The 13,206-nt window shown below is 56.1% G+C and carries 11 protein-coding genes, 1 rRNA gene and 1 riboswitch; of the genes, 9 read left to right on the top strand and 3 right to left on the bottom strand.

Annotated elements, in window-relative coordinates; translation table 11 throughout:
- Positions 1–144: 144 nt before the first annotated feature.
- Positions 145–1,296 (bottom strand): acetylornithine deacetylase, encoded by a 1,152-nt coding sequence (gene argE, locus N438_RS25975; RefSeq protein WP_012969211.1) that lies wholly within the window; start codon positions 1,294–1,296, stop codon positions 145–147.
- A 113-nt stretch (positions 1,297–1,409) separates the two neighbouring features.
- Here argE and argC point away from each other — a divergent pair, with 113 nt between their 5' ends.
- From argC to oxyR, 4 genes are all read left to right on the top strand, one after another.
- Positions 1,410–2,414 carry an N-acetyl-gamma-glutamyl-phosphate reductase gene (gene argC, locus N438_RS25970; RefSeq protein WP_110198341.1) on the top strand — a complete coding sequence of 335 codons (1,005 nt, stop codon included), beginning with the start codon at positions 1,410–1,412 and terminating at the stop codon, positions 2,412–2,414.
- 6 nt (positions 2,415–2,420) lie between these two features.
- A complete protein-coding gene (gene argB / locus N438_RS25965) occupies positions 2,421–3,197 on the top strand; it encodes an acetylglutamate kinase (protein ID WP_086070891.1) in 777 nt (258 codons plus the stop codon).
- A 98-nt stretch (positions 3,198–3,295) separates the two neighbouring features.
- Positions 3,296–4,669 carry an argininosuccinate lyase gene (gene argH, locus N438_RS25955; RefSeq protein ID WP_023340882.1) on the top strand — a complete coding sequence of 458 codons (1,374 nt, stop codon included), beginning with the start codon at positions 3,296–3,298 and terminating at the stop codon, positions 4,667–4,669.
- Positions 4,670–4,928: 259 nt separating this feature from the next.
- The gene (gene oxyR / locus N438_RS25945; protein ID WP_008807853.1) at positions 4,929–5,846 is read left to right on the top strand and encodes a DNA-binding transcriptional regulator OxyR; all 918 of its coding nucleotides are present in this window, start codon (positions 4,929–4,931) and stop codon (positions 5,844–5,846) included.
- Here the strand turns inward: oxyR and sthA are convergent.
- Positions 5,829–7,229, bottom strand: coding sequence for a Si-specific NAD(P)(+) transhydrogenase (sthA, locus tag N438_RS25940; protein WP_032731557.1), 1,401 nt, complete (start codon positions 7,227–7,229; stop codon positions 5,829–5,831). The genes oxyR and sthA overlap by 18 nt on opposite strands.
- Positions 7,230–7,425: 196 nt before the next feature.
- On the opposite strand from sthA, the gene fabR reads away from it, so the two are divergent.
- Positions 7,426–8,061 carry an HTH-type transcriptional repressor FabR gene (gene fabR, locus N438_RS25935; RefSeq protein WP_004151856.1) on the top strand — a complete coding sequence of 212 codons (636 nt, stop codon included), beginning with the start codon at positions 7,426–7,428 and terminating at the stop codon, positions 8,059–8,061.
- Between the two features lie 15 nt (positions 8,062–8,076).
- A complete protein-coding gene (locus N438_RS25930) occupies positions 8,077–8,436 on the top strand; it encodes a YijD family membrane protein (RefSeq protein WP_004203691.1) in 360 nt (119 codons plus the stop codon).
- A 53-nt stretch (positions 8,437–8,489) separates the two neighbouring features.
- On the opposite strand, the gene trmA is transcribed toward N438_RS25930, so the two are convergent.
- Positions 8,490–9,590, bottom strand: a complete 1,101-nt coding sequence (gene trmA, locus N438_RS25925) for a tRNA (uridine(54)-C5)-methyltransferase TrmA (RefSeq protein WP_004203692.1) — start codon at positions 9,588–9,590, stop codon at positions 8,490–8,492.
- Between the two features lie 114 nt (positions 9,591–9,704).
- Positions 9,705–9,892, top strand: a riboswitch (cobalamin riboswitch).
- A 64-nt stretch (positions 9,893–9,956) separates the two neighbouring features.
- On the opposite strand from trmA, the gene btuB reads away from it, so the two are divergent.
- The 3 genes from btuB to N438_RS25910 all read left to right on the top strand — a co-directional run.
- A complete protein-coding gene (gene btuB, locus N438_RS25920; RefSeq protein ID WP_039102696.1) occupies positions 9,957–11,813 on the top strand; it encodes a TonB-dependent vitamin B12 receptor BtuB in 1,857 nt (618 codons plus the stop codon).
- Entirely contained in the window at positions 11,758–12,609 is an 852-nt protein-coding gene (gene murI / locus N438_RS25915) for a glutamate racemase (RefSeq protein WP_008807849.1), read from the top strand. Before btuB ends, murI begins: the two co-directional genes overlap by 56 nt.
- Positions 12,610–13,005: 396 nt before the next feature.
- Positions 13,006–13,206: ribosomal RNA gene (locus N438_RS25910) — 16S ribosomal RNA — on the top strand; the annotation flags it as partial.

Raw genomic sequence — 13,206 nt, 5'->3', positions numbered from 1 at the left:
ACTGCGAAATCGCTTCAGCAAACGAGTAAATCGCCGTAATTTGCGAAATTTAATTCAGGGGGCGCTGGATAAGCATCGCTTATGGAAATGTGACGATCGTCACCGTTCCGCCCCGGGAGAACGGGGCGGAAAAAGAGGGCGATTTTAGTGCCAGCAGAAGTGGTGGACGACCTGGCTAATCAGCTCCCGGGTCGGCTTGATAAAGCGCGTCTCCAGATACTCGTCAGGCTGATGGGCCTGGTTGATGGAGCCTGGGCCAAGAACCAGCGTCGGACACAGCGTCTGGATAAACGGCGCTTCGGTGCAGTAGTTCACCACGTCGGTCTGCGCGCCGAGCAGTTTCTCAACCACCTGGACCAGCTTATGGTCCGGCGGGCATTCGTAGCCGGGGATCGGCGGGTGCAGCTCTGAGACCGTCAGGCGGCCCGGCCAGCGCTCACTGACGGGCGCCAGCGCTTCGCCCAACAGACCATTAAGATCGTTGAGGGTCATCCCCGGCAGCGGGCGGATATCCATATGCAGTTCGCAGCAGGCGCAGATACGGTTTGAGGCATCGCCGCCATGGATAGCGCCCAGGTTGAGGGTTGGGTAAGGGACCGTGAACGCCTCGAAGTGGTAGCGCTCTTTTAGCAGATCGCGCAGCTGCATAATGCGGCCGATGGCGTCGTGCATAAGCTCAATCGCGTTAACTCCGCGTGCCGGATCGCTGGAGTGGCCGGACTGGCCCTGAATACGGATCGCGTTGGACATATGTCCTTTGTGGGCGCGGATCGGCTGCAGGGAGGTGGGCTCGCCGATGATGGCGCAGTCCGGGCGCAGCTGGGTGGTTTCGGCAAAATAGCGCGCGCCGGCCATGCTGGTCTCTTCGTCGGCGGTGGCCAGAATATACAACGGTTTTTTCAGCGTGGTGACGTCGACATCGCGCAGGGCGTCGAGAATAAAGGCGAAGAAGCCTTTCATGTCAGCCGTGCCGAGGCCGTAGAGCTTGTTATCGTGTTCGGTGAGGGTGAACGGATCCCGCGTCCAGCGGCCATCATCGAATGGCACGGTATCGGTATGCCCGGCGAGCAGCAGACCGCCGGCGCCGTGTCCGGTGCTGGCCAGCAGGTTGAATTTATGGCGCGTATCCGGCACCGGCTGTATCTCAACATTGAAGCCGAGATCGCGGAACCAGCCTGCCAGCAAATTGATTAAAGACTCATTGCTTTGATCGAGAGCCTCTTCGGTCGCGCTGATGGACGGTGTGGCGATCAACGCGCGGTAAATCTCGATAAAGGGCGGTAAATTGTTTTTCATTGTTGACACACCTTGGGTCGTGATAGTATCAATATTCATGCATTTATTGTGAATAAAAATACAATATCGTTGAGCGTAAGAAAACCCATCGAATGTAAGGAGATGCGCTTCCAATGTTAAATACGCTGATTGTGGGTGCCAGTGGTTATGCCGGCGCAGAGCTGGTGACCTATATCAATCGTCATCCGCATATGAACATAACCGCTTTGACGGTCTCCGCGCAAAGCAATGATGCGGGAAAATTAATTTCCGACCTGCATCCGCAGCTCAAAGGCATTGTCGATATGCCGCTGCAGCCGATGTCCGATATCAGCGAATTCAGCGCTGGCGTGGACGTGGTGTTTCTCGCCACCGCGCACGAAGTGAGTCACGACCTGGCGCCGCAGTTCCTTGCCGCCGGCTGCGTGGTGTTCGATCTTTCCGGTGCCTTCCGCGTTAACGATGGGGCGTTCTACGAAAAATATTACGGTTTCACTCATCAACATCCCGACCTGCTCAAACAGGCGGTGTATGGTCTGGCGGAGTGGAGCGTGGATGCGCTTAAAGAAGCGCAGTTAATCGCGGTGCCTGGCTGCTATCCGACGGCGGCGCAGCTGTCGCTGAAGCCGCTAATTGATGCCAATCTGCTGGATCTGAACCAGTGGCCGGTGATCAACGCCACCAGCGGGGTGAGCGGCGCGGGTCGTAAAGCCGCGATCGGCAATAGCTTCTGTGAAGTGAGCCTGCAGCCATACGGCATATTTAACCATCGCCATCAGCCGGAGATTGCCAGTCACCTCGGGGCAAAGGTGATTTTTACCCCGCACCTGGGTAATTTTAAGCGCGGCATCCTTGAAACCATTACCTGCCGCCTGAAGCCGGGCGTCGGCCACGCGCAGATCGCAGCGGTTTACCAGAAAGCTTACGCCGATAAACCGCTGGTACGTTTATATGATAAAGGCGTACCCGCATTGAAAAGCGTCGAGGGTCTGCCATTCTGTGATATCGGTTTTGCCGTGCAGGACGACCATCTCATCGTCGTCGCGGCTGAAGATAACCTGCTGAAAGGCGCCGCAGCGCAGGCAGTGCAGTGCGCGAATATTCGTTTCGGCTTCGCTGAGACGCAGTCTCTTATTTAAGGTGTGATGATGAACCCATTAATTATCAAACTCGGCGGCGTATTACTCGATAGCGAAGAGGCGCTGGAGCGCCTGTTTACCGCGCTGGTTAACTACCGTGAAGCGCACCAGCGCCCGCTGATTATCGTCCATGGCGGCGGCTGCGTGGTGGATGAGCTGATGAAGCAGCTTAATCTGCCGGTGAAAAAGAAAAATGGCCTGCGGGTTACGCCTGCCGATCAGATTGACATCATTACCGGCGCGCTGGCGGGAACCGCCAACAAAACGCTGCTGGCATGGGCGAAAAAACATGGTATTTCCTCGGTAGGCCTGTTCCTCGGCGATGGCGATAGCGTGAAGGTCACGCAACTGGATGCCGAGCTGGGCCATGTCGGGCTGGCGCAGCCGGGCTCCCCGGCGCTGATCAACACCCTGTTGGCGGGCGGTTACCTGCCGGTGGTGAGCTCTATCGGGGTGACCGATGAAGGTCAGCTGATGAACGTCAATGCTGACCAGGCGGCGACAGCGCTGGCGGCCACCCTGGGGGCGGATCTGATCCTGCTGTCTGATGTCAGCGGTATCCTCGACGGTAAAGGACAGCGCATTGCCGAGATGACCGCCGAGAAAGCGGAGCAGCTGATCGAGCAGGGCATTATCACTGACGGCATGATTGTTAAAGTGAATGCGGCCCTTGACGCCGCACGTGCCCTGGGCCGTCCGGTGGATATCGCCTCCTGGCGTCACGCCGAGCAGCTGCCAGCGTTATTTAACGGCACGCCGATCGGCACACGTATTCTGGCTTAAGATTTCATGCCCGGCGGCGCGTCGTCTGCCGGGCTTACAGACTGTAGGCCGGGCGGCACAATGCCGCCGGCAGAACTAACGAATAAAGGAAGCATGTTATGGCACTTTGGGGCGGGCGTTTTACACAGGCAGCAGATCAACGGTTCAAACAGTTCAACGACTCGTTGCGCTTCGACTATCGTCTGGCGGAGCAGGATATCGTTGGCTCTGTCGCCTGGTCGAAAGCGCTGGTAACGGTCGGCGTTCTGAGTGCCGCTGAACAGCAGCAGCTGGAAGAAGCGCTGAACGTGCTGCTGGAAGAGGTGCGCGCCAATCCGCAGCAAATCCTCGCCAGCGATGCCGAAGATATTCACAGCTGGGTGGAAGGCAAGCTGATCGATAAAGTGGGCCAGCTGGGCAAGAAACTGCACACCGGGCGCAGCCGTAACGACCAGGTCGCCACCGATCTTAAACTGTGGTGCAAAGATACCGTTGTCGAACTGCTGTCGGCGAACCGCCAGCTGCAGAGCGCGCTGGTGGAGACCGCCCAGCATAACCAGGACGCGGTGATGCCGGGGTACACTCACTTGCAGCGCGCGCAGCCAGTGACGTTCGCACACTGGTGTCTGGCCTACGTTGAAATGCTGGCGCGTGACGAAAGCCGCCTGCAGGACGCGCTGAAGCGCCTCGACGTTAGCCCGCTGGGCTGCGGCGCGCTGGCGGGGACGGCGTATGAAATCGACCGCGAGCAGCTGGCCGGCTGGCTGGGCTTTGCCTCTGCCACACGCAACAGCCTCGACAGCGTTTCCGATCGCGACCATGTGCTGGAGCTGCTTTCCGATGCGTCTATCGGCATGGTGCATCTGTCGCGCTTTGCTGAAGATCTGATTTTCTTTAACTCCGGCGAGGCGAACTTCGTCGAACTTTCTGATCGCGTGACCTCCGGCTCCTCGCTGATGCCGCAGAAGAAAAACCCGGACGCGCTGGAATTAATTCGTGGTAAATGCGGCCGCGTGCAGGGCGCGTTGACCGGCATGATGATGACGCTGAAAGGGCTGCCGCTGGCCTACAACAAAGACATGCAGGAAGATAAAGAGGGGCTTTTCGACGCTCTGGATACCTGGCTCGACTGTCTGCATATGGCGACCCTGGTGCTGGATGGCATCCAGGTGAAGCGCCCGCGCTGTGCGGAAGCGGCGCAGCAGGGCTATGCCAACGCCACAGAACTGGCAGATTATCTGGTGGCGAAAGGCGTTCCGTTCCGTGAAGCGCACCATATTGTTGGTGAGGCGGTAGTGGAAGCCATTGCGCAAGGGAAACCGCTGGAAGCGCTGCCCCTGGCCGATCTGCAGAAATTCAGTCCGGTCATCGCAGACGATGTTTATCCGATTCTATCTCTGCAGTCCTGCCTCGATAAACGCGCAGCGAAAGGCGGTGTTTCGCCGCAGCAGGTGGCGCAGGCTATCAGCGACGCAAAAGCGCGCCTGAGCTAATTCTTTGGCATCCGCCTCTCTGAACCCGGCCGAGCCTGATGACGCCGGGTTTTTTATGCAAAAAAAAAGCGGACACAAGGTCCGCAAAAGTTCACGTTGGCTTTAGTTGTTCGGGTAGAGAAACAGTGTGACGGGCCAATGATTTTCACAGGTATACCGTCTCTATGGGCGTATTATTGAACAGAAAGCTTGATAGGGATAATCGTTCGTTGCTATGCTATCTATCGCCATGGACTATCGTGGCGATGGAGGATGAATAATGAATATTCGCGATCTTGAATACCTGGTAGCGCTCGCCGAACACCGCCACTTCCGGCGGGCGGCTGACTCATGCCACGTGAGCCAACCGACGCTCAGCGGACAGATCCGCAAGCTCGAGGATGAACTTGGCGTCATGCTGCTGGAGCGCACCAGCCGTAAGGTTCTGTTTACCCAGGCGGGGCTGTTGCTGGTGGATCAGGCGCGTACCGTGTTACGCGAAGTAAAAGTGCTCAAGGAGATGGCAAGCCAACAAGGGGAAACCATGTCCGGGCCGTTGCATATCGGCTTGATCCCGACAATTGGCCCGTACCTGCTGCCGCAAATCATTCCGATGCTGCACCAAACCTTTCCGAAGCTGGAAATGTACCTGCACGAAGCGCAGACCCATCAGCTGCTGGCCCAGCTCGACAGCGGTAAGCTCGACTGCGCCATTCTGGCGCTGGTCAAAGAGAGCGAGGCCTTTATCGAGGTGCCGCTGTTTGATGAGCCGATGATGCTGGCTATCTATGAGGATCACCCGTGGGCGAACCGCGACCGCGTGCCGATGTCGGATCTGGCTGGTGAAAAGCTGCTGATGCTGGAGGATGGCCACTGTCTGCGCGATCAGGCGATGGGCTTTTGCTTTGAAGCGGGAGCGGATGAAGATACCCACTTCCGGGCGACCAGTCTGGAAACGCTACGCAATATGGTGGCGGCAGGCAGCGGCATTACCTTGCTGCCTGCGCTGGCGGTACCGCAGGAAAGAAAACGCGATGGCGTGGTCTATCTGCCGTGCATTAAGCCAGAGCCAAGACGAACCATCGGCCTGGTTTACCGTCCCGGCTCCCCGCTGCGCAGCCGCTATGAACATCTGGCGGAGGCCATCCGCGGTACGATGGATGGCCATTTCGACAAGGCGTTAAAACAGGCGGTTTAAGCCGTTCAGCGCGGCAACCCGATACGCTTCCGCCATGGTCGGGTAGTTAAAGGTGGTGTTGACGAAGTACTCAATGGTGTTACCACCACCTTTCTGCTCCATGATCGCCTGGCCGATGTGAATGATTTCGGCTGCGCGTTCGCCAAAGCAGTGAATGCCGAGGATCTCCTTGGTCTCCCGATGGAACAGGATCTTTAGGGTTCCCACGCTCATGCCAACGATTTGCGCCCGCGCCAGGTGTTTAAACTGGGCGCGACCCACCTCATACGGCACTTTCATCGCCGTCAGTTGCTGCTCGGTTTTCCCGACGGAGCTGATTTCCGGAATGGTGTAGATCCCGGTTGGGATATCTTCAATCAGATGCGCCGAGGCTTCGCCTTTCACCAGCGCCTGGGCGGCAATGCGCCCTTGATCGTAGGCGGCAGAAGCCAGACTTGGATAGCCGATGACATCGCCAACCGCATAGACGTGCGGGAGGGCGGTCTGGTACATGCTGTTGACCTTCAGCTGGCCGCGGCTGTCAGTCTGCAGACCGATGTTTTCCAGCGCCAGGGTGTCGGTATTGCCGGTGCGGCCGTTGGCGTACAGCAGGCAATCGGCCTTCAGCTTTTTGCCGGACTTCAGGTGCATGATCACGCCGTCATCCACCCCCTCAATTTTCTCATACTCCTCATTGTGGCGAATGACCACGCCGCTGTTCCAGAAGTGATAAGAGAGCGAGTCTGACATCTCCTGATCGAGGAAGGCCAGCAGACGATCGCGGGTGTTGATCAGATCGACCTTCACCTCCATGCCGCGGAAGATCGAGGCGTATTCACAACCGATCACCCCGGCGCCGTAAATGATCACGTGGCGCGGCTCATGCTGCAGGCTGAGAATCGAATCGCTGTCATAGATGCGTGGGTGGTGGAAATCGACATCGGCCGGATGATAGGGGCGTGACCCGCAGGCGATAACGAATTTCTCCGCAGTCACCGTCTCGACCGTGCCGTCATGGCATTCCAGCGCCAGAGTATGTTCATCAACGAAGTGCGCATTGCCCTGCAGAATTTCACAGTGGTTGCGCTCATAGAATCCCTGGCGCATATGAGTCTGCTGGTTGATGACGCTGTCGGCATGGTTGAGGATGTCGGCGAAAGAAGAGCGAAGAAGGCGGGAGTGGTCGCTGTAGAGGGGGTTTTGGTTAAACTCGATAATACGGCTGACGGCATGGCGGAGGGCTTTCGACGGGATGGTGCCCCAGTGGGTGCAACCGCCGCCGACATTATGGTAGCGCTCAATGACGGCAACGCGTACTCCCTGTTTCACCAGTCCCATGGCGGCGCCTTCGCCGCCAGGACCGGAACCAATCACTATTGCATCATAATCCCAAGAGTGTGACATGGCATTACTCACCTGTTTTATACATAAAATAAACACGATGATAACATTCGCTGCGCTTTAACCCAATTATCGTTGTGCTTTTTTGCGGCATAAAAGCAGAAACGGCTCGTAAACAATCATTCACAATCCAGTGCAAACCGATTAGTTTTAATCTCTGGTATAGTGCCAGCAGGGCTATTGGAAGGATTCATACATCGTGATGGGCGTAAGAGCACAACAAAAAGAAAAAACCCGCCGTTCGCTGGTGGAAGCAGCATTCAGCCAACTTAGCGCTGAGCGGAGTTTCGCCAGCCTGAGCTTGCGCGAAGTGGCGCGGGAAGCTGGGATCGCGCCGACGTCCTTTTATCGTCATTTTCGCGATGTCGATGAGTTAGGCCTGACGATGGTCGATGAGAGCGGACTGATGCTGCGCCAGCTGATGCGCCAGGCGCGCCAGAGAATTGCTAAAGGCGGCAGCGTGATCCGTACCTCGGTCTCCACCTTTATGGAGTTTATCGGTAACAACCCGAACGCCTTCCGCTTGCTGTTGCGAGAGCGCTCGGGAACCTCTGCGGCGTTTCGCGCCGCCGTCGCGCGCGAGATCCAGCACTTTATCGCGGAACTCGCCGACTATTTAGAACTCGAAAACCATATGCCGCGCGCCTTCACCGAAGCGCAGGCTGAAGCTATGGTCACCATCGTCTTTAGCGCTGGCGCGGAAGCGCTGGATGTCGGCCCTGAACAGCGCCGGCAGCTGGAAGAACGGTTGGTGCTGCAGCTCAGAATGATCTCGAAAGGCGCGTATTACTGGTATCGCCGTGAACAAGAAAAAATGTCACATCATTCCGAATAACGTGAAGGACGAGCAATGAAACACTCAGTTCAAGATAAAGGTACGCTGCTGCTGGCGCTGATTGCCGGGTTATCCATTAATGGCGCCTTTGCGGCGCTGTTCAGTTCGATAGTTCCGTTTTCCGTCTTCCCGATTTTATCCCTGCTGCTGACGGTCTACTGTCTGCATCAGCGCTATCAGAATCGCAGTATGCCCGTTGGGCTTCCGGGCCTGGCCGCCGCCTTTTTTATTCTCGGGGTGCTGTTGTACAGCACCGTCGTGCGTGCGGAGTACCCGGATATCGGCTCTAACTTCTTCCCGGCCGTTCTGTCCGTCGCGATGGTCTTCTGGATCGGCTACAAGATGCGTAACCGCAAAAATACGGCAGCCGAGTAAGCCGCCAGTGGTGTAAAAAAACCGGCAATATGACATTGCCGGTTTTTTTGGGCCTATTTCCTGGTCAGCAGAACGCCGCATTCCATATGATGGGTGTACGGGAACTGGTCGAACAGCGCCAGCCGGGTGACGTTGTGCGTCTGGCTTAACGTCTCCAGATTGCGGCACAGCGTTTCCGGGTTGCACGAAATGTACAGAATGCGCGGATAGGCCTGCACCATTTTTTCCGTTTCGCTGTCCAGTCCGCTGCGCGGCGGATCGACGAAAATGGTCTCGCACTGATAGCTCTGCAGATCGATACCCTGCAGCCGGTTGAACTCCCGCACGCCATTCATCGCCTGAGTAAACTCTTCCGCCGCCATGCGGATAATCTGCACGTTGTCGATATGGTTAGCGGCGATGTTGTACTGCGCCGCAGCCACCGACGGTTTGGCGATTTCGGTGGCCAGCACGCGATCAAAATTACGCGCCAGCGCCAGCGAGAAGTTACCGTTGCCGCAGTACAATTCCAGCAGGTCACCGGTCGCCCCTTTGGTGACATCCAGCGCCCACTCCAGCATCTGAATGTTCATGGCCGCGTTCGGCTGGGTAAAGCTGTTTTCCACCTGACGGTAGATCATCTCTCGCCCGCCAACTGGCAGACGTTCATCTATATAGTCCTGATCGAGCTCGATTTTGGTTTTGGTCGCCCGTCCAATCAGATGCACATTGAGTCCCTGGGCTCGCAGGGCGTCACGCAGCGCCTCCGCTTGCTCACGCCAGGCATCATCCAGCTTTTTATGATACAGCAGCGAAACGACCGCCTGGTTGCTGAGGGTGGTCAGATAGTCAATCTGGAACAGCTTATGGCGCAGCACGGGATTGTTGCGCACGCCCTCCAGCATGGCGGTCATCAACTGATTGATAAGCGCGCTGGCGGCCGGAAAGCTGTCAACGCGAATCCGCGACCGGGTCTGCTGATCGAAAATAATATGGTACAGATCGTCGCCATCGTGCCACAGACGGAACTCGGCGCGCATCCGGTAGTGGCTGACCGGCGAACGAAACACTTCCGGAACCGGCGCGGCAAAAGGCGCCATCATGGTTTGCAAACGGACGACTTTTTCTGCCAGCTGCGCTTCGTATTGTTCGGTAGGAAGGTGTTCGGGGGTCATGATGCATCCTGAATAAAATAAGTACGCGGGGATTGTAGGGAAAGCGCCGGGGATGTCCAGCCTCGAATGTGGCGGGAAATATAATTAGCAGTCTGGACATCTATATGATTCTAATTGTAGCATTCGCCTACCGGTCCTGTGAGTTAAAAGGGAACCCAGTGGAAATCTGGGGCTGACGCGCAGCGGTAAGGAAGGTGAGAAATGAGCGCACTCGGTGCAGACACTGCGGCTAGCCGTGGGAAGTCATTATTTCTTGAAACAGCCTCCAAGCCCGAAGACCTGCCGGAATACGTCGCACTGGGTTTTATCGTCGCGAGCAACTGATAAAACCAGCGGCATCCTTTTTCTGTTTCGGATGCTTTTACAATGATTAAAAAAGCTTCGCTGATGACGGCTTTATCCGTCACGGCATTTTCCGGCTGGGCGCAGGATAGCAATTCAGATACGTTAGTGGTGACAGCAAACCGTTTTCAACAGCCGGTCAATACCGTGCTGGCGCCGACCGACATTGTGACGCGCGATGATATCGACCGCTGGCAGTCCAAAGATTTAAACGATGTCATGCGTCGTCTTCCTGGGGTCGATATTGCCCGCAACGGCGGCATGGGGCAGAGCGCTTCGCTGTATGTTCGGGGGACGGAGGCTCGTCACGTGCTGGTGCTGATCGACGGTGTGCCGATGGCGCGTCCGGGGATCTCCAATGGCGTAGATATCAGTCAGATCCCTATCTCGCTGGTCCAGCGGGTGGAATACATCCGTGGCCCGCGCTCCGCAGTCTACGGCTCCGGAGCGATCGGTGGGGTGGTGAACATTATCACCATGACCGATTCAGACCGTTCACAGGTTAACGTCGGAATGGGGAGTAACGGTTATCAGACTTATGACGGCGCCATTAATAAACGTTTTGGCGATACCGTAGTGACTGCAGCTGGTGCTTATCAGACCACAAAAGGTTTTAACGTCCAGCCGAATTCGCCGTACAGCGGCGACAGCGATCGTGATGGCTATCGTAACAAGCTTTTCCTGGGCGGTGTGCAACATAAGTTTGACGATAACTTCTCTGGTTTCTTCCGGGGCTATGGTTACACAGCCAATACTGACTACGATCAGGGCTCGTATGGCTATGTTGGCGGCAATGATGAACGACAGAATTACACGCAGTCCTGGGACACGGGTCTGCGTTACAGCTCCGGTATCTATTCCTCCCAGCTGATTGCTAACTATCAGCGCATCAAAGATTACAACTACAGCAGCGACGCTGGCCGCTATGCCGCGGGCGCCACCCTGGATGATATGGAACAGCGCTATATCCAGTGGGGTAATAACATTGAGGTTGGGCACGGGGCGATTAGTGGCGGCGTCGACTGGAAGCAAGAAAAGCTCACCTCCAGTAGCACAACATTGTCTGATGCCTACAAACGCGATACCACCGGTCTTTACCTGACCGGGCAGCAGCAGATTGACAGTGTGACCCTGGAAGCATCCGGACGTGAGGATCATGACGAGCAGTTTGGTTGGCACGGAACCTGGCAGACGGCGGCAGGCTGGGAGTTTATTGATGGCTACCGGGCTACGCTCTCTTACGGTACCGGATTCCTGGCGCCGTCACTGGGTCAGCAATATGGCGCGACGCGTTTTGCTTCGTTTTATGGGCCTGGCATTGCTTCCAACCCAAACCTGAAGCCGGAAGAATCTAAACAGTGGGAAGCCGGAATTGACGGGCTAACGGGGCCGCTGGATTGGCGAATCTCAGCATATCATTATGAGATTCAAAACCTGATCGACTATAAAAACAATCAATATATCAACGTGAAGTCAGCCACGATTAAAGGTCTGGAGTGGACGGGGAACGTGACGACTGGCCCGGTGGAGCATCATCTGACGTTGCAGTATGTCGATCCGCGTGATGATGATACTGGCAAGGTACTCTATCGCCGCGCGAAGCAACAAGTGAAGTATGAACTGACCGGACAGATCTACGCTCTTGACTGGAACGTGATGTATCAGTACCTCGGCAAGCGTTACGATGATGACTACGACAATGGGCGCGATGTCAAAATGGGCGGTCTGAGCCTCTGGGATGTCGGTTTATCGTATCCCGTCACCTCACACCTGACAGTTCGTGGTAAAATAGCCAATCTGTTCGATAAAGATTACGAGACAGTTTATGGCTACCAATCTGCAGGACGGGAATACACCTTGTCTGGCAGCTACACCTTCTGATCCACGTCCCACCGTGCTGGTGTTTGATTCCGGCGTCGGTGGGTTGTCGGTTTATAATGAGATTCGGCAGCTGCTGCCGAATCTGCATTACATCTATGCTTTTGATAACGTCGCTTTCCCGTACGGTGAGAAGAGCGAGGAGTTTATCGTTGAGCGCGTTGTGGAAATCGTGACTGCCGTTCAGCAACGCTATCCACTGGCGCTGGCGGTCATCGCCTGTAACACCGCCAGTACCGTCTCACTGCCTGCCCTGCGTGAAAAGTTCGCTTTCCCCGTCGTTGGCGTGGTGCCGGCGATCAAGCCCGCCGCCCGCTTAACGGCGAACGGTATTGTTGGCCTGCTGGCGACGCGCGGTACCGTTAAGCGTCCTTATACCCGTGAGCTGATTGACCGCTTTGCCAATGAATGTCGGATTGAGATGCTGGGGTCGGCGGAGCTGGTGGAGCTGGCGGAAGCGAAGCTGCATGGCGAGCCTGTGCCGTTAGAAGAGCTGCGCCGTATCCTGCGCCCGTGGCTGCGGATGCAGGAGCCGCCGGATACGGTGGTGCTGGGCTGCACCCACTTTCCTCTTTTACAGGAGGAGCTGCAGCGCGTTCTGCCGGAGGGCACGCGGCTTATCGATTCTGGCGCGGCGATTGCCCGCCGCACCGCCTGGCTGTTAGAGCATGAAGCGCCGGATGCGAAGTCCAGTGACGAGAATAAAGCATTCTGCATGGCGCTGACGGCAGAAACAGAACAACTTTTACCCGTTCTGCATCGCTATGGTTTCCCAACGCTGGAAAAATTACCGCTTTAAGGGCGTTTTGCACAAAAAAGAGACGGTTGAATAATTTTTTGAAAACAGGGCTTGTCAACGTCTCAGAACTCCCTATAATGCGCCTCCACTGACACGGAACAACGGCAAGCAAGCCGCCGGGTCAGCAGGGTTTCGGCGATGAAGTTCAACGCTGAAAACCGACAGAGAAAAGCAAAATAAGCGCTTGACTCTGCATGAGGAAAACGTATTATACGGGACCTCGCAACGGTGAGCTGAAAGCCGCGTTGCAACTGCTCTTTAACAATTTATCAGACAATCTGTGTGGGCACTCAAAGTGACATGGATTCTTAATGTCTTCGGACGATAAATGAATACCAAGTCTCTGAGTGAACATACGTAATTCATTACGAAGTTTAATTCACGAGCATCAAACTTAAATTGAAGAGTTTGATCATGGCTCAGATTGAACGCTGGCGGCAGGCCTAACACATGCAAGTCGAGCGGTAGCACAGAGAGCTTGCTCTCGGGTGACGAGCGGCGGACGGGTGAGTAATGTCTGGGAAACTGCCTGATGGAGGGGGATAACTACTGGAAACGGTAGCTAATACCGCATAACGTCGCAAGACCAAAGTGGGG

The organism is Klebsiella sp. GL120222-02 (assembly GCF_003097195.1).
In the GTDB taxonomy this organism is placed as follows: domain Bacteria; phylum Pseudomonadota; class Gammaproteobacteria; order Enterobacterales; family Enterobacteriaceae; genus Klebsiella; species Klebsiella variicola.
Note: the sequence above shows the minus strand (reverse complement) of the source record. Positions and strands in the feature narration are given on the sequence as shown.